The 17,736-nt window shown below is 42.8% G+C and carries 12 protein-coding genes; 11 read left to right on the top strand and 1 reads right to left on the bottom strand.

Annotated elements, in window-relative coordinates; genetic code table 11:
• Positions 1 to 80 precede the first annotated feature (80 nt).
• The 11 genes from K5R16_RS03235 (at position 81) to K5R16_RS03185 (ending at position 15,927) form a co-directional block, all read left to right on the top strand.
• Complete coding sequence (locus K5R16_RS03235; protein ID WP_220736118.1) at positions 81 to 3,515, top strand: chromosome segregation protein SMC; 3,435 nt, start codon at positions 81 to 83, stop codon at positions 3,513 to 3,515.
• Positions 3,516 to 3,538: 23 nt separating this feature from the next.
• A complete protein-coding gene (gene zipA, locus K5R16_RS03230) occupies positions 3,539 to 4,486 on the top strand; it encodes a cell division protein ZipA (RefSeq protein ID WP_220736117.1) in 948 nt (315 codons plus the stop codon).
• A 77-nt stretch (positions 4,487 to 4,563) separates the two neighbouring features.
• Complete coding sequence (gene ligA, locus K5R16_RS03225; protein ID WP_220736116.1) at positions 4,564 to 6,570, top strand: NAD-dependent DNA ligase LigA; 2,007 nt, start codon at positions 4,564 to 4,566, stop codon at positions 6,568 to 6,570.
• 197 nt (positions 6,571 to 6,767) lie between these two features.
• Complete coding sequence (locus tag K5R16_RS03220; RefSeq protein WP_220736115.1) at positions 6,768 to 7,235, top strand: DUF2919 domain-containing protein; 468 nt, start codon at positions 6,768 to 6,770, stop codon at positions 7,233 to 7,235.
• Positions 7,236 to 7,985: 750 nt separating this feature from the next.
• On the top strand, positions 7,986 to 9,179 hold the full coding sequence (locus K5R16_RS03215) for an HD-GYP domain-containing protein (protein ID WP_220736114.1): 1,194 nt from the start codon (positions 7,986 to 7,988) through the stop codon (positions 9,177 to 9,179).
• Between the two features lie 321 nt (positions 9,180 to 9,500).
• Complete coding sequence (locus K5R16_RS03210; protein ID WP_220736113.1) at positions 9,501 to 10,319, top strand: SDR family NAD(P)-dependent oxidoreductase; 819 nt, start codon at positions 9,501 to 9,503, stop codon at positions 10,317 to 10,319.
• 15 nt (positions 10,320 to 10,334) lie between these two features.
• Positions 10,335 to 10,961: a thiol:disulfide interchange protein DsbA/DsbL gene (locus K5R16_RS03205; protein WP_220736112.1), complete on the top strand. Its 627-nt coding sequence runs from the start codon at positions 10,335 to 10,337 to the stop codon at positions 10,959 to 10,961.
• A gap of 268 nt (positions 10,962 to 11,229) precedes the next feature.
• On the top strand, positions 11,230 to 11,496 hold the full coding sequence (locus K5R16_RS03200) for a DUF4212 domain-containing protein (protein ID WP_012277650.1): 267 nt from the start codon (positions 11,230 to 11,232) through the stop codon (positions 11,494 to 11,496).
• A 31-nt stretch (positions 11,497 to 11,527) separates the two neighbouring features.
• Positions 11,528 to 13,246 (top strand): sodium:solute symporter family protein, encoded by a 1,719-nt coding sequence (locus tag K5R16_RS03195; RefSeq protein WP_220736111.1) that lies wholly within the window; start codon positions 11,528 to 11,530, stop codon positions 13,244 to 13,246.
• A gap of 150 nt (positions 13,247 to 13,396) precedes the next feature.
• Positions 13,397 to 15,244 (top strand): DUF294 nucleotidyltransferase-like domain-containing protein, encoded by a 1,848-nt coding sequence (locus tag K5R16_RS03190; RefSeq protein ID WP_220736110.1) that lies wholly within the window; start codon positions 13,397 to 13,399, stop codon positions 15,242 to 15,244.
• A 5-nt stretch (positions 15,245 to 15,249) separates the two neighbouring features.
• Entirely contained in the window at positions 15,250 to 15,927 is a 678-nt protein-coding gene (locus K5R16_RS03185) for an exonuclease domain-containing protein (RefSeq protein WP_220736109.1), read from the top strand.
• 40 nt (positions 15,928 to 15,967) lie between these two features.
• On the opposite strand, the gene K5R16_RS03180 is transcribed toward K5R16_RS03185, so the two are convergent.
• The gene (locus K5R16_RS03180) at positions 15,968 to 17,716 is read right to left on the bottom strand and encodes an ATP-binding protein (RefSeq protein ID WP_220736108.1); all 1,749 of its coding nucleotides are present in this window, start codon (positions 17,714 to 17,716) and stop codon (positions 15,968 to 15,970) included.
• Positions 17,717 to 17,736: the final 20 nt, after the last annotated feature.

The following is a 17,736-nucleotide window of genomic DNA, read 5'->3' as shown; positions in this document are numbered from 1 at the left end:
TTACCATAATTATATGCACATCAAACATAGACGCTAAGAGTCAGCAGATAACTTAGTGTAGAAGTGACCAAAACGGCATCATGAGACTTAAACAGATAAAACTTGCCGGATTCAAGTCATTCGTCGATCCAACCAAAATTCCCTTACCTAATCCTTTAAGCGCCATTATTGGTCCGAACGGCTGTGGTAAATCAAATGTCATTGACGCTGTGCGTTGGGTGTTGGGCGAAAGCTCGGCTAAACACCTGCGTGGCGATTCTATGGCAGACGTTATATTTAATGGCTCTACAGCCAGAAGACCCGTATCAGTAGCGGGGGTGGAACTGCTATTTGACAACCAAGATAATCGATTAGCAGGTCAGTACGCCAGCTACCAAGAGATAGCGGTTAAGCGACAAGTAAGCCGTGATGGCGACTCAAGCTATTTTCTGAATAATCAAAAGTGTCGCCGTAAAGATATTACTGATCTATTTATGGGCACTGGGCTCGGACCGCGAAGCTACGCGATTATTGAGCAGGGCACCATTTCTCGACTTATCGAGTCAAAACCGCAAGAATTAAGGGTATTCATTGAAGAAGCGGCCGGGATCTCTCGCTATAAAGAGCGCAGGCGTGAAACTGAGAATCGTATTAGGCACACTCGCGAAAACTTATCTCGACTTGGAGATATTCGCTCAGAGCTGCATAAGCAACTGGAAAGACTTGCTGAGCAGGCGCAAACGGCAAAACAGTATCGCGAGCTTAAGCAGTCTGAACGTCAATGTGAGTCTGAGCTGGTGGTGTCTCGTTATCACGAGCTTAATCAGCAAACCGATACATTAACCGTTCAGATCGGTAAGCTAGAGGTGCAGCAAGCCAGCTTACTCGCTGAAAAGCAGACACTTGAACTTAGTCTGACGGAACTGAATTTAAAGTTGAGTGAGCTTGATAGTCAAGAGCATCAGCAAGTCGAAGCTTTTTACCTCACCAAAACCCATATCGCTAAGCTTGAACAATCACTGAAACACCGTGAGCAACAAGATGACAGTTTGAATCAACGACTGGGCGAAATTAGTGCTCAAATAACGCTGCACCAAACGGCGTTAAAAACGGCTAATACAAACCAAGAAAAGCTGGTAAAGCAGCAACAAGAGTTAGCGCCAGAGATAAAGGCGTGGCAGAAACAGGCACACAACCAGTCAGCGGAATTAGCCCTAATCAACCAGCGTCACATTGCCTCAACCGAACAGTTTCAGCTACATAGTGGTGACGAAGCCAAAGCACATTTAGCGGTAGAGATGAATCGTACTCAGCTAAATCATTGTACAAAAGAGCTAGCCCATAAACAAAAATCGGTAGCAAAGCTGACCCAAAGAGCACTGGAGCATAATGAACAGCTCGATCAACTCAAGAGCAGTTCCTTAGCTAACCAATGTGATACGTTATCTATCGAGACTGAGCAAGCGCAAGAGGTATATGACGAGCTGAGCTTTAATATTGAAACGCGTCAACAATCTTGTGATGAACTGAAAACAGAGCTTGAGTCTGTAAAAGTAAAACTGGCTGATGAAAAAGGCCGTTTGTCTGTTGTTACTCAATTACTGCCTGATGAAGGTGATGAAGGTGATGAAGCAGGCACGCTGCTATGGCAAGTTATCGAGGTGACTCCTGGTTGGGAAAGCGCGGTTGACTTGTTACTTGCTAATGTTCTTAATTCTCCGGTATTTGAAGAACGACCTCCTGAATTAAGTATAGGGTTCATTGCAAACTCTATGGTAAGTGAAGTGGCTAATGATGTTATTCAGAGCCCTGTGAACCTCCAGCCATGGTTAGGCCAAGTTAAGTGGCTAGAGACAAAAGATGAAGCGGTTCTGCAGCGAAAAGAGCTTGCTGCAGAACAAATGTTCGCGACTGCAGATGGTTTTCTTGTTGGTGCTGATTTTATCATCGAAAAAAATGCAGACTCAGGATCAGTCGTACAACTTAAAAATGAACATGCTGCGCTAACAGAAGTCGTTTGTAGTACTGAAGAGCGGTTGAGCTTATTAAAGCAAACCTTGTCGGTGTATATCGAGGAGCTAAAGCCGCAATTAGTCTCACAGCAACAACAGTACCAGCAGATCCAAGCTCAGAAAGTGGCATTGGCAGGCATGTTATCGCAAGTTAAAGCGATGCAAACCACTATAAATGATACGGATGCACGTTATAAGCAGCTGTTGCAGGAGTTAGCGGAAACTGAGACTGAGTTACAACAATTAACTGCTCAACAAGCGCAGTTTTCACACAGTGAAGCAAGCCTGCGACAAACCTTTGAGCTTGCTTGTCAAAGTCGGCAAGCAGCAGAGTCAGACAAATTGTCGGCATTTAAATCGTTAAGTGAACTCAAAGACCTGCTTAATGGTTCTGAGCTACGACTTAAAGCTAGCGTTAAAAGTGAGCAAGCCATTCAAACGCAAGTGGCGTTGATGGAACAAAAAGTGAGTCATCAGAAGCAGCGACTTGAAGAGCTCGAACTGAGTAAAGAGCAAGTGCGCCTGCAGTTAGATGATAAAGAAGATGTTGACACTGCGCAAAACTCACTGTCGATAAAAACGCAGTTGGTACAAGCCTTAGACGCACAGCAAGTTAAACAACAAGCGCTAAACTTGCTCAGGCAGGAGCAAGCAGGGTTACAAGAACTGTGCGATAGTGCAGGAACGAATAAAAAACAACAGCTTGCGAAGATAGAAGACTTGACTCAAACCATGAGCGCGTTAAAGTTACGTCGTGAAGGTTTAAAAGGACAAATTGACAGCCAGTTTAGTTTAATTACTGAACAGGGCATTGATGTTGAACAAGTATTATCTAAGCTTGATGCTAGTCGCAACACTTTATGGCGTCAAAAAGAACTAGAACGTTTACGGGCTCGGATCGCTCATCTTGGGGCTATTAACCTCGCCGCGATAGAAGAGTTTGAACAACAAAATGAGCGGAAAAGCTATCTAGATAGCCAAGATGAAGACTTAAATTCAGCCTTGGGAAGTTTGGAAGAAGCGATTCGTAAAATTGATACTGAAACAAAAAGCCGATTTAAAGATACCTTTGATAGGGTAAATAAAGATTTAGGCATTTTGTTTCCGAAAGTTTTTGGCGGTGGCAGTGCTTATTTAGCACTGACTGATGATGATCTTCTGGAAACAGGCGTCACTATCATGGCTCGGCCACCAGGTAAGAAAAATAGCACTATCCACCTTCTTTCTGGTGGAGAAAAAGCACTAACCGCATTATCATTAGTTTTTGCTATTTTTAGATTGAATCCAGCGCCTTTTTGTATGTTGGACGAAGTTGATGCACCTTTGGATGATGCCAATGTTGAACGATTCTGTCGTTTGGTAAAAGAGATGTCCCAAAGCGTACAATTTATATATATTAGTCATAACAAGATCACCATGGAATTGGCCGATCAACTTATCGGTGTGACTATGCATGAGCCCGGCGTTTCACGCATTGTGGCGGTAGATATCGATGAAGCGGTAGCGTTAGCTGACGCTGGATGAACATAAAGATTACAGGGTAACCAATGGAAAATTTGCAACTGGTATTGCTTGTTTTAGGAGCGATAGCGATTATTGCCGTACTTGTGCATGGTTTTTGGTCCATACGAAAGCAACAGCCGACTGGATTCAAGCAGAGCCCAATGACAGATATCAATCGAGACCGCAGAGATGCTGAAGGTTTCGATAATGACGGAATAGGCGAAGTCAGGGTTGTTAAGGCGAGCGCAGACGAAAGCGTCACATCTGACATTGAAAATGAGCCAAAGCATGTACCATTAGTTACAGAAGCTGCAGTTACAGAAAATGTCGACGCGGGTTTCTCGGCCGTTGAAGATGAGTCTTTTACATTAAGTGAAGCGCCGAGCCAAAAAGCGGCTCGTGGTGCTAAAGCGACTCGCGTTGAACCTTCATTAACCGATGAAGGTGTAACAATACAAACAGAAGCTGCGCCAATTCAATCATCTTTGTTTGCTGAAGAACCTGTTCTCGCAACCGAAGCGGCGCAAGAAAGTTTTGTCGAGCAGGATGTTGAAGAGGTAGCAGTAGAAGAGCCTTTAGGTGATCCACAAGATGTATTGGTACTGCACGTTGTAGCTAAAGAGGGTGAAGAGCTTAATGGCGCGGAGCTGTTACCTTGCTTGCTGACACTCAATTTTAAGTTCGGTGACATGAATATTTTCCACCGTCATGAAGATAATGCCGGTACCGGTAAAGTATTATTCTCGATGGCGAATATGGTTAAACCAGGTGTGTTTGACCCTGATAGCATGGAGCAGTTCTCAACTCAAGGAGTGGTGCTGTTTATGACACTACCCTGTTATGGCGATGCCTTGAGAAATTTCTCTACCATGCTCAATTCTGCCCACCAAATCGCTGACGACCTAAACGGTCTGGTACTGGATGGTGGACGCGATGAGTGGCTAGAAAGTACCAAACAGAGTTATATACAACGAATTAAAGCACAGGCTTAATTCTGAGTTAGTGAATCAACTAAACTTGTTTTAAAAAGGTCGCTTAGGCGGCCTTTGTTATTATTTGGACGAACCATATGCACGCGAATGAACTTGAGATTTTAGAACTGACTCAGCAACTGAATCAACATAATTATCACTACTATGTTGATGATAATCCGACAATTCCAGATGCTGAGTACGACAGGTTACTTAAAAGGCTTAAAGAGTTAGAGACCCAAAGCCCAGAGTTTGCTAAAGCCGACTCGCCTACACAGCGAGTCGGTGGTGAGGCATTAGCTAAGTTTGAACAAATCACCCATCTCAAGCCGATGTTAAGCCTTGATAATGTATTTGATGAAACAGAATTTAATAGTTTTCATTCGAGGATCACCGACAAAGTAGGTACAGCGTTGAGCTATTGCTGTGAGCCAAAGCTTGATGGTTTGGCTGTGAGTATTGTGTATCGTGATGGTGTATTTGAGCGAGCTGCGACACGTGGCGACGGCCAAACTGGTGAGAATATCACTGAAAATGTCCGCACAATTAAGTCAATCCCTTTAAAGCTACGCGGTGATAACTTTCCGCCTTTAGTCGAGGTGCGCGGCGAAGTGATTATGCCGCATAAAGCCTTCGATGCGCTTAATGAACGTGCCCGTGCCAAAGGGGAAAAACTGTTTGTTAATCCTCGCAATGCCGCTGCTGGCAGTTTACGTCAGTTAGACAGTAAAATTACTGCCAGCCGAGCACTAGGGTTCTACGCTTATGCACTCGGTGTCGTCGAGCCTGAATCCTGGGAACTTGCCGATAGTCATTATGGCCAACTAGAGCAACTGCGCTCATGGGGCGTTCCAGTTAGCCAAGAAGTCAAAGTCTGTAAATCCGTCGCGGATGTCATGGACTATTACAATGATATTCAACAGCGCCGTAGCAGCTTAGATTTCGAAATCGATGGCGTAGTGGTAAAAGTTAACCAGATTGCTCATCAGTTGAGTTTAGGTTTTGTGGCTAAAGCGCCGCGCTGGGCGACTGCATTTAAGTTTCCAGCTCAAGAGGAGATGACCTTATTAGAAGGGGTTGATTTTCAAGTCGGTCGTACCGGAGCCGTTACACCTGTTGCACGCCTTAAGCCTGTATTTGTTGGCGGTGTGACGGTTTCAAATGCCACTTTGCATAATGCTGATGAAATAGCGCGTCTTGGTGTAAAGGTTGGAGACACCATCATTATTCGCCGTGCTGGTGATGTTATTCCACAAATTGTTGCCATAGTCGCTGATAAACGCCCTGATGATGCCCAAGATATCGTGTTTCCGCAGCGTTGCCCTGTGTGTGATAGTGAAGTGGAGCGCATTGAAGGCGAAGCGGTAGCACGTTGCAGCGGTGGTTTATTTTGTGAAGCACAACGTAAAGAAGCAATAAAGCATTTTGCTTCTAGAAAGGCGCTTGATATTGATGGTATGGGTGACAAAGTTGTTGAGCAGCTGATTGATAAAGAGCTGGTTGAAAGCCCTGCTGATCTATTTAAGTTAACCGCATCTGCGATGACAATGCTAGAACGTATGGGCATGAAATCGGCCACTAAATTAGTCGCCGCTATCGAAGTTGCCAAAGAAACAACCTTTGCTCGGTTCCTTTATGCGTTAGGCATAAGAGAGGTGGGAGAAGCCACTGCCGCTAACCTTGCAGCTTATTTTAAAACATTAGATTCACTAAAAGCTGCTACAGCTGAAGAGTTTATTAAGGTCGATGATGTTGGGGCGATTGTAGCGGCTCATTTAGCGCACTTCTTGGCACAGCCACATAATCTCGAAGTGATTGATAAGCTTATTGAGGTGGGTGTTTGCTGGCCGGCAATAGAAGAGGTGGCAGAAGAGGATTTATCACTTAAAGGGCAAACCTGGGTATTAACAGGCACATTAACACAGTTAAATCGAAATGATGCTAAAGCTCAGCTGCAAGCATTAGGTGCAAAAGTTGCTGGTAGTGTGTCAAAAAATACCGATTGTTTGGTGGCTGGTGCAGCTGCTGGCTCGAAATTGACGAAAGCTCAAGAGCTTGGTGTGAAGGTGATTGATGAAGAGGCATTGATAGCAATTTTGTCATAGACAAACAGTTGCTGATGTAAAGCTCCCTAAGGGGAGCTTTTTTATTTGTCTTTTACTATTTTCACCACCTTTCTAGTATTTCAATAAGTAATTTTCTGCATTAAAAACGTTGAAATTTCTGCAAAAGGCACCATATCTGATTAAACACTAATACAGCTGCAGTTGGCGCTGTCTAGATTCGGAAAAAAGGGACAGCTTTGAATTTCAGTAACATAACTTGGTTAGATGATAAGGGGCATATTAAGCCTCCTTTGATGCTGTATTTAATGCTGATCTTTTTAGCCAGGGGTTGGTGCATTTTTATAGCATCACTAACTCAGGCAAGTGATAGAGCAGGGCTGGTTGCGTTAGTTTATCCGCAAAAGTCAGACTTTTTGATGGCGTTAATGGCCGGTGCTGGCGCACTTGTTGTTTACGGCTTAATTATAGCCGAGCGAAAGCGCAGCCCTTCGTGGATCCAACCTATTTTTAAGTACATAAAGTGGCTATTACTGGTGTTGTTGTGTGTTGACGGTGGTTTACTCATTCAGCGTATTCTGCATGCTCACTATGTGTATAGCTGGAGTGTCGGACTAGATGCATTGTTCCTATTTTGGAGTACTTTATACTTGTTTAATTCAAAGCGATTAAAGCATTACTTTTCAGATTGGAAAGCAGAAGAATAGATTGAGACTGACTTAGCGATATCTTCAAGCACGTCAGCTAGCGGCTTAACTTACTGAGTCGATAAAAAAATAGCGCTGTATGAATACAGCGCCAAAAAGAATCTGCAGTATCGACAGCATTCGATACTATGATCCAGGGATATTAACAAAAAACCTTTTTTAGATAAGCAATAATTGTTTATTGCTAGCCTTAATAAAAGGACAATTGACAGTTTGCCTTTGAGAGTAATAGTTCGGGGCTACTAACTCTAAAGAACGAAGCTAGAGTATATCAATTGCACATTGCATACAATATCCTGATGGTGATAATTTCATACAGTTGTCGATAAAAATGGAATAAGTTATAACTAAGTGCTAGACGGTTTACTGGCTATTAGTGACCTATTGATGTCGCTACAGAATGAACCACGGTGTTAGCGGTCGATGAATAATTTGACGGTATAACAGTTTAACTTTCTAGCTTCAGTTGATTTATCTATCTAGTGTGCTCAAATGTTATCGTTCTGTCTGAAACATCAAAAATGAACGAAGTGATTGACTGTTTACTTATTGGCTTAACTATGTGAAAACTGTCATAAAATTGACATTCTTACTGTTATTCCTAGTCGAAAGCTATTATTATCTACTGATAGCTAATGGCGACGTAGCCAAAATTAGTGCCTGTGATAACCTGCAAGAGTTTGGCACTATATCTTCATTCAAGAGCGAGCCACTTTGTATTAGCAGTGACTACCTCTGGAGCGTTTACTAATGTCAAAAGACGTCAGAATTCCCTTGTCTAAGTTATGCATTGGTTTAACCATCAAATTACCACTGTCATGGACCCAGCATCCTTTTCTTTTTAACCAGTTTGAAATTGAAAACCAATCACAAATCGAACTGATTAAGAGCTTAAATATTACTTATGTGTATTTGATCGCAGGGAAAGCGTTGCTTGCATCTACACAAGAGCAACAGATTGAAGTGATCGTGGAGAAATCTGCGGAGGAGTTTGCTCAGGAAAGACTCACTTCATTACGTAAATCTATTCGTATGAGTCAGCAACGGTTTCAAAAGAATGGCCTAGAATGCCGCAGTGCATTTTCAAAAATAGCCGCTGAACCAGAGGGCGCTTATCGCTCAGCTGCAACGCTAGTTGAATCGATGATGGATCATATTAAAGAAACCTCAACACCGCATCTTGCTTTAGTGAATAGCAATGAGGACGACAGCGGGACTGAGCATGGGGTTTCAATAGCTGTATTGTCGATGATGCTCGGGTGTTCATTGGGCTGCACTGATTCAGAGTTGCGCGATATCGCAATGGGGTCTGTATTTCATGATATTGGTAAGCGAAAAGTGCCAGATATTATCAGACGAAAGAAAACTAACTTATCGGATCATGAAGTTAATTTTTTGAAAATGCACCCCAAATTTGGTTTTGACATGATGAGCAAACAAGATCTGTTTCCAAAAGCAGTGCTTGATATTGTTTTACATCACCATGAGTGGGCTGATGGCAGTGGTTATCCTGATAGATTAAAAGGCGCACAGATCCCACTAACAACGCAAATAGTTGCCTTAGCAAACGACTTTGAACAGTTACTTAAATTTGGAAATGGGCGTTCACCACAAGTGGCTTTAGGCTATCTTTTTAAGAATAGAGCAGGTAAACATGCTGCAGCGCTTATTTCTGCCTTAGTTAAAGTTCTCGGGATCTATCCTCCCGGTACATTAGTGCAGTTATCCAATGGGCAAATAGCGAAAGTTCTGATTACCACTGAAACGGTTAAACAGCCTCATGTGCTTGCCTGTGATGAAAACGGTGATAACGCAGTGTTACGCTATTTAGTCGAAGAGGGTATATTGATAAGTAAAGTGCTTAAAGTCGATGAGTTAGGCACTGGTGCATTAAAAGCACTGGATCCTAGTGCTGATATAAGCTTCTATTTTAGCTCTATGTAATACCAACTCCATTAAAGAGTTGCTCATTCAGTGGGAGTAAAAATCACTTTAGAAAAGTAAGTGGCTTATCGCTAATCGTTATTCTATATCGAATGCCACATGCGCTGTATTAAGTGATTTCCCCATGCCTTAAATATCAGCCGCACGTTGTGAGCGTCTCAGGACTTTCACTGCTACGTTGCATTGTCTCAAAAGGGAATAACCATTTCTTGCACAATGCGTCTAGTATTGAAAGCCCTGAACTGAGTATATCCTTAATGGAATTGGTATAATACAAATGCGGTCTGACCTCGTTATTTAAGAATAATCAAAAGGGTGAAAATGATAAATTCAGTTTGTATTGTCGGCTGTGGTTGGTTTGGCTTCCCACTTGCGCAAGAATTAGTAGCACGTGGTGTTACGGTAAATGGTAGTAAACGTAGCTCTGAGGATGCAACCGCATTATCTAAAGATGGCATTAACGGCTTTGCATTAGATCTGGCAGAAGTCGAGCAACAGTCAGTTCCAGCGTTAAAAGCCGCGCTTAACACCGATTGTTTAGTTGTCAATATTCCACCAGGATTAAGAAAAGACCCCAACGCTTATCACGCAAAACTAACAGAGTTAACCGCGTTGATTAGCGGTATTCGTTACCAGAAAATAGTATTTGTGAGTACCACAGGGGTGTATCCATCGCTGGATAAAATCATGACTGAGCAAGATGCCGTTGCCCATTCAGAGGTTAGCGAAAAGCTGCTTCAGGCTGAAGCGATGTTTTTAGCATTAGACAACAGCTGCATTGCTCGATTCTCTGGTTTAGTGGGTCCTAAACGACACCCAGGACGCTTTTTGGCTGGCAAAACTGAGCTTGCAGAACCACAAGCTCCGGTCAATATTGTTCACCTGCATGATTGTATTAGTGCCGTAACAAAGCTGATTTTTGATGAAGACTCTGCAGGTGTCTATAATGTTTGCGCTCCTCAACATCCTACACGTGAGGCTTTTTACCGTCGGGCTAGTTTAAGTTTGGGCCTCGTTGAGCCGCAATTTGTGCAAGGCAGTGCGGGTGGCGGTAAACTCATTAGTAGCAATCGACTCGTTAAAGAGCTAAATTTTGAGTATCAGTTCAGTGACCCAATGGATATGCTGGACGCCTGTTAAATATTAAGGATGTATATGAAATCGTTACAAGTATTGTTTACCAGTGGCTTACTGGCGATTGTCAGCTTGCTATTGCCCTTACAAAGCGCCCATGCCGCGCAGTATGTAGAAGGTATTGATTACGTCAAGATAGCTGGGATCCCAGAAGCTCAAACGCCGGTGATCAGAGAGTTTTTCTCTTATAACTGCGGTCATTGTTACCGACAAGATCCACTGTTTGAACAAACAGCTCATCTGCTAGAGAGTGATGTTGAGTTTGAAAGAACGCCTGTTGGAGCTGGCCGTACGAGTTGGATATTAAGCCAAGAAGCCTACTATTTAGCGCAAAAATTCAGTGTTACTAAACAAGTGCATGGCAATATTTTTACTCGTATCCATGAAAATAATGGCGCATTCAACCGACCAGCAGATCTTCAAGCTTACTTTGTCAGTCAAGGAGTCGACGATAAAGCGGTTACAGACGCGATGAATTCGGCTGATGCTAAATTGGCATTAATGAATTATGACACCCAAGCTCAATTGGCTGAGATTAAAGGTGTGCCATCTCTACTGGTCAACGGAAAGTACTTAATTAAGAAGCAACCTCAGTCCCCTGAAGCGCTTGCTGAAATGATCCGTTACCTGAGCCAACTTGAAGATTAACCGCTAATACAACAAAAAGAGCCCACTTCTAGTGGGCTTTTTTGTGGCTGAAAAATAAAAACAGATAATACCTTGGTCTAACTCACCGCTTACTAAATGAACTTGCTTTACGTGAGCGTAAACTTATATCTTCTTGAATAATATAATTATTTGTAGATTCCGTCTAATACCTTCCGTTGGCGTTAGACTAAGGTCGCGATTGTTGTTCAGCGTATGCTTGCTAGATTAACTGCTGACTTAATATAAAAATCAGCACAGGGGAGTCGCTATGAGTTTTGAAAGCAACGAGAAGGCAGAAGGTTATTGGCGTGAAAATCTACGTCTAGTATTGGGCTTATTGGCCATTTGGGCAGCAGTTTCATTTGGCTGCGGTATTTTATTAGTAGATGTGCTCAATGAGATCCATTTCATGGGGTTCAAGTTGGGATTCTGGTTTGCACAACAGGGTGCCATGTACGTGTTTGTCGCACTTATTTTTGTTTATGTCGCTAAAGCGAATGCATTAGACAAAAAATATGATGTGCACGAAGACTAATAACTAAGAACTTATTTAAAGGAGTCATGAAATGGACGTACAAACATTAACCTATCTGATAGTAGGGATTACATTTGCCCTATATATCGGTATTGCGATCTGGTCTCGTGCTGGTTCGACTAAAGAATTCTACGTTGCGGGTGGCGGTGTACACCCAGTAATGAACGGTATGGCTACAGCAGCCGATTGGATGTCTGCGGCATCATTTATCTCACTGGCGGGTATTGTATCGTTTACTGGTTATGACGGTTCCGTGTATTTAATGGGTTGGACCGGCGGTTATGTTCTGCTAGCGCTTTGCATGGCTCCGTACCTGCGTAAATTTGGTAAGTTCACAGTACCTGATTTTATTGGTGACCGTTATTACTCACAAGCGGCGCGTACCGTCGCGGTAGTGTGTGCCATCTTTATCTGTTTCACTTATATCGCAGGTCAAATGCGTGGTGTGGGTGTTGTATTCTCAAGGTTCCTTGAAGTTGAAGTTGAAACCGGCGTATATATTGGTATGGCAGTGGTGTTCTTCTATGCGGTTCTTGGTGGAATGAAAGGAATTACCTACACCCAGGTCGCACAGTACTGCGTACTTATTTTCGCTTTCATGGTGCCAGCTATCTTCATCTCTGTGATGATGACAGGCCATATCATTCCGCAAATTGGTTTTGGTGCAGAGTTAATTGATGCTGCTGGCAATGGTACTGGAGTGTACTTGTTAGATAAGCTCGATGGATTGTCTGCCGAATTAGGTTTCTCCCAATACACCGAAGGTTCTAAGAGCATGATTGATGTGTTCTTCATTACTGGTGCATTGATGTTTGGTACTGCAGGTCTTCCGCATGTCATCGTACGTTTCTTCACTGTACCTAAAGTTAAGGATGCGCGAGTATCAGCGGGCTGGGCACTGGTGTTTATTGCGATTATGTACACAACGATTCCTGCTCTTGCTGCTTTCTCTCGTGTAAACATGATTGAAACAATTAATGGCCCAGAGTCGACAGGTGTTGCTTATGAAACGGCACCTGAGTGGATTAAGAACTGGGAGAAAACAGGGTTAATTACTTGGGATGATAAGAACGACGACGGCAAGATTTACTATGCTAAAGGCGCTGAAAGCGAGATGAAGATTGACCGCGATATTATGGTGTTAGCGACGCCAGAAATTGCCAATCTGCCAGCATGGGTTATCGCACTTGTTGCTGCAGGTGGTCTAGCGGCTGCGCTATCAACTTCAGCAGGTCTGCTACTGGTTATTTCGACTTCTGTATCTCATGATTTATTGAAAAAGAATTTGATGCCAGATATCTCTGACAAGAAGGAATTGATGTACGCCCGAATTGCAGCTGCAATGGGTATCGTGATGGCTGGTTACTTCGGTATTAATCCGCCAGGGTTTGTGGCCGCGGTTGTTGCGATTGCATTTGGACTTGCTGCATCATCATTATTCCCAGCTATTATTATGGGGATCTTCTCTAAGACTGTGAATAAAGAGGGCGCTATCTCCGGTATGATAACCGGTCTGCTATTTACTGCTTCTTATATTGTGTACTTTAAGTTTGTAAACCCAAGTGCGAATATGAGTGAGAACTGGTTGTTTGGTGTGTCTCCTGAAGGGATTGGTATGCTTGGTATGGTGATTAACTTTGCTGTGGCTTTCGCAGTCAGTAAGGTTACATCCGCAGTTCCACAAGATGTTGTTGATATGGTTGAGTCGATTCGTTTCCCTAAAGGTTCTGGTGAAGCTCAAGATCACTAATATCTAAACTTAGATTGATTAAAAAGAGCGCTTTTAGCGCTCTTTTTTTATTTCTACAGCCGCGACTGGCCTTTAGTCGAATAGTGTTAATGTTGTTCTAAACGATATAGTTGTTGTTGAAGATATGGTCAGTGAATAGGGAGTCGGGAAATGGATGCAAGCGAATTACAACCCATTATGCAGTTCTTACAACAGCGAGTGCCGTTTTTATCGCTGGATGAGGAAGCGTTGTTAAGTGGCTGCCGCTCACTCACTATTGGCTACTACAGTAAAGCTTCCGCTTTTGTTCCGTTAGATCCTCTACATCCTCAGCTGTATATTGTGAGAAGTGGCGCGTTTGAAGTTCGTGACATTAATGGCGAGCTACTTGATCGACTCGGTGAGGGCGATTACTTTGGATTTCCCTCTTTATTATCAGGAGAGGAGGCGAGTAATCGCGTTGCTATTTTGGAAGATGGTTTGGTGTACCACCTGCCGCCTGAAATGTTTAATTTACTGCGCACAAAGAGTCGTGAATTTGACCGTTTTTTCAATAAAGCTTTTGCCAAGCGATTACGACATCAGGGGAGATTTAAGGCTAAAGAGCTGACAACCACAAGTCGGATCACGACATTGATGTCCAAATCTCCGTTGACGATCGATATGAAAGCAACGATATCGGATGCTGCACGATTGATGCGTAAATCCCGGGTTTCATCTGTACTCGTTATCGATAATGAAAAGTTAGTGGGGATTTTAACTGACAAAGACCTTCGCAATCGTGTGTTAGCGGAGGGGCTAGATGGTAGCCTTGCTATCCATCAAGCAATGACTACGACACCGATATCGATTGAGTCAAACTCACTTGTGTTTGAAGCTATGCTTTTGATGAGTGAACACAATATTCATCATTTACCAGTGGTAGATGGCGGAGAAGCAAAAGGAATTATTACTAGCACCGATATACTGCGTGGACAAAGTTCGCAGCCGTTATTATTAATCGGTGAGATTGACCGACAAAAAGACCTACCTAGCTTGATCCAGGTGAGCAAACAGATCCCACTTTTATTGCAAAACCTAATCAGCGCCGATGCGCGGGCCGAAGAGATAGGTCGGGTATTAACTTCGGTAACCGATGCGTTGACCCGGCGTTTAATTGTATTAAATCAGCAGATCTTGGGCGAGGCGCCGATGGCTTTTTGTTGGTTAGCATTTGGCTCTCAGGGAAGGCAAGACCAAGTCGCCTGTTCAGATCAGGACAATGGGCTACTGTTGGCCCATGAGCCGGATGAAGCTGCAGAAGGTTACTTTGAAGCACTGTCAAAAGCAGTGTGTGCTGGGCTTGATGAATGTGGTTATATCTATTGCCCTGGCGATATTATGGCGCAAAACCCTAAATGGCGGATGTCTCTTAAGCAGTGGCGTGGAGTCTTTCACAAATGGGTGAGTACGCCAGATCCTAAAGCGTTGATGCATAGCAGCATCTTTTTCGATATGCGTTCTGTATATGGACCGCAATCTCTGTTTAATGGACTGCAAGATGAAGTGCTTAACAATACCAAAAATAACGATATTTTCCTCGCGGGTTTAACTGGTAACTCATTGACGAGTACACCGCCTTTAGGTTTTTTCAGAAAATTTGTACTGGAGCGTGACGGAACAGAGGTTAAAGGGATAGATCTCAAACATAAAGGCAGCGCATTAATTAATGACATCGCGCGTGTTTATGCTTTGTCTGCTGGTATTAAAGAGGTCAATACCGCCAAAAGAATTAGGGCGTTAATGGATCAAAATATTATTAACCGTAAAGATGCGCTTAACCTTGCCGATGCTCATGAGTTTATCGCGCATATGCGCCTTTCAAATCAAGGCTATCAATATACTAACGGTAAACCTGTAACCAATTACTTGATGCCAAAAGATGTATCTTCATTGGTGCGCCATCAGTTAAGAGATGCGTTTAAAGTTGTTCATGACGGGCAAGTCGGCCTTAAGTTAAAAATGATGCGGAGCTATTAACTCTTTTGAAGCGTTTTTATTTAAAAAACCAACTCAGCTGGAAGGCGTTTAGAGCTACTGATGAGGTTATTGCTGACTACTATCGAGCTTTAACTGTTGCTATCTCTAAGCCTCTCGTCGATATTCCGTTAATGGCAATCGATTTAGAAATGACCGGGCTAAATGCTCAGTTTGATCAAATTTTGAGTATCGGTATGGTGCCGATACAAAATGGCATGCTGCAGCTGAAGGATGCCGATTATAGGTTAGTAAGTATAGAAGGCAGTGTGGGTGATAGCGCTGCAATACATGGCATTGTTGACGGCCAGTTGGACGCAGCTATTTCGGCCAAGGAAGCAATGCATTGGTTTTTACAAAAGACCCAAGGCCATGTGTTAATTGCACATCATGCACCGCTTGATCTGTGCTTTTTAAAAGCAGAACTCTTTCGTTGTTTTGGTGAAAAAATGACATTTGTGTCAATTGATACTATGTCTTTAGAACGAGGTAGAATACTACGGCAGCATGAAGTGATTAAAGAAGGCTCCTTGAGGCTCGATGCTTGTCGGAGTCGATATGGTTTACCTATTTATGCCGCCCATAATGCGGCTGTTGATGCATTATCTTGTGGAGAATTGTTATTGGCCCAGATGGCGAGTATTGCGGGGGCTGAAGAGCTTACTTTGTCAGATTTATTACGTTAGCTAGTCATAATGACTAAGACGTTGGCCAAGTAAGTAATGGTTAACGGTTGCTATCAAGTATTTGCCCCCACTTCATCAATGCCACCTTAATATCATCCTGCTGGTAGGGTTTGTTAATTATTTCATCCATACCGCATTGGTAACATTGTTCGGTTTCAACAGAGGTGGTACTGGCAGTCAATGCAATAATGGGTTTTGTATAGCCTTTTGCACGCAGTAAACTCGTTGCTTCAAAACCATCGACCACCGGCATTCTGCAATCCATAAATACAATATCGACATTATTGACGCTTAAATAGTCGATAGCTTCCTGACCGTCGTTAGCGATGGTCGGCGTAATTCCAAATTTGGCCAAAATCATCTCAATCAGCATTTGGTTAACTTTACTATCTTCCACGACGAGGATTTTTAGCTTTTCAATGGGGTAATCTGCTTGAGGTCTTTCAATATCTAAGGCTACCTTCTGTGAGCTATTTAGTGGCAGGGCAACTTTGAAGCAGCTGCCTTCACCAAGGACTGAGCTCAAAGAGATTGTGCCATTCATCTCATCGACCAATTGCTTACAAATAGCAAGACCGAGTCCAGTACCTTCAAAGGAGCGGTTGCTAGAATTATTGACTTGAGTAAAAGGGTCAAATAATGTGGCTACTTTATCTTCTGGGATCCCACACCCTGTGTCTTGCACCGCAAAATGAAGCTTTTCTTGCTCCCAGCTGATATTGACGATGATTTCCCCCTCTTGGGTAAACTTAAGAGCGTTGCCAATAAGGTTAACCAGGATTTGTTTTATTCTATCTGGATCACCTATCAATATTTGAGGAATACTTTGCTGAACATTGAAGCTAAATATAAGGCCAAACTCTTCAGTACGTTGCTTAAAAATATCAAAAATCATCTGGCACAGTTTAGCTGGCGAGAAATCTACCTCTACAATCTGCAGCATACCGGCACTCATCTTACTGAGATCTAATAGGTCATTGATGATGACTCTTAAAAGCTCTCCTGATTGGTGCATGGTATTGAGAAGTTGCTGTTGATAACCCGATAGTGTGGTATCAAGCATAAGCTCTGCTGAGCCCAGTAAACCGTTAAGCGGGGTTCTTAATTCGTGGTTAATCATCGCAACAAAGTCACGGGTCGATTGCTCTGAGGATTCAGCCCTTAACTTTTCTTTGATGGTGTTTTCGAGTAATTCTTGTCGTCGCTGGGCTGCGCTAATCATATCGCAAAATAATAGTAACTGTTTCTCAATGGTATTTTGCCATGAAGTCGGAGATTCAATGGCTAGTGTTAAACTACCTAGAACACTGTTTTGGGTTTTTATAAGCAATTTTATTTGTTGACGGTCTTCCGACCAATTTAATGCTTGGTTAGCAGTTGAAATTTGTTGTATTAGTGCTTTGTCGCCTGCGATGAAAGTATTAAATTGGTTTTCTTCAGTTGGTGATTTAAATCGGATACGGCTAGCTTTAATATTTTCAATGCCTATTAAATCATCTAATAGCCGTTGCAGTAATATATTTGAGATCGGTTTTTGTAAAAATAGCTGATTATAATCGAGTAAGATTGATTCTAAATAGGTCTTAAAGTGAAGTAGGGCGATACCTTGCTTTGACTCTTCTTTAATATTGATAAGTGAATCTTCAACAAGCTGTTTGGCGCTATATAGCTCTCTGCTTTTTTCTTCCAACAGCGCTTCAGCTGCTTTCTTGGCAGCCTTTTCGCGGTCTATTTTACGGTTTAATAGCTCAATTTTTGCTGCTAACGCTCGGATCTCATCACTCGGCATAGAATACTTATCGACCTACT

The sequence above is a fragment of the Shewanella sp. c952 genome, from assembly GCF_019654975.1.
In the GTDB taxonomy this organism is placed as follows: domain Bacteria; phylum Pseudomonadota; class Gammaproteobacteria; order Enterobacterales; family Shewanellaceae; genus Shewanella.
This window is presented reverse-complemented; position numbering and strand designations above follow the sequence as displayed.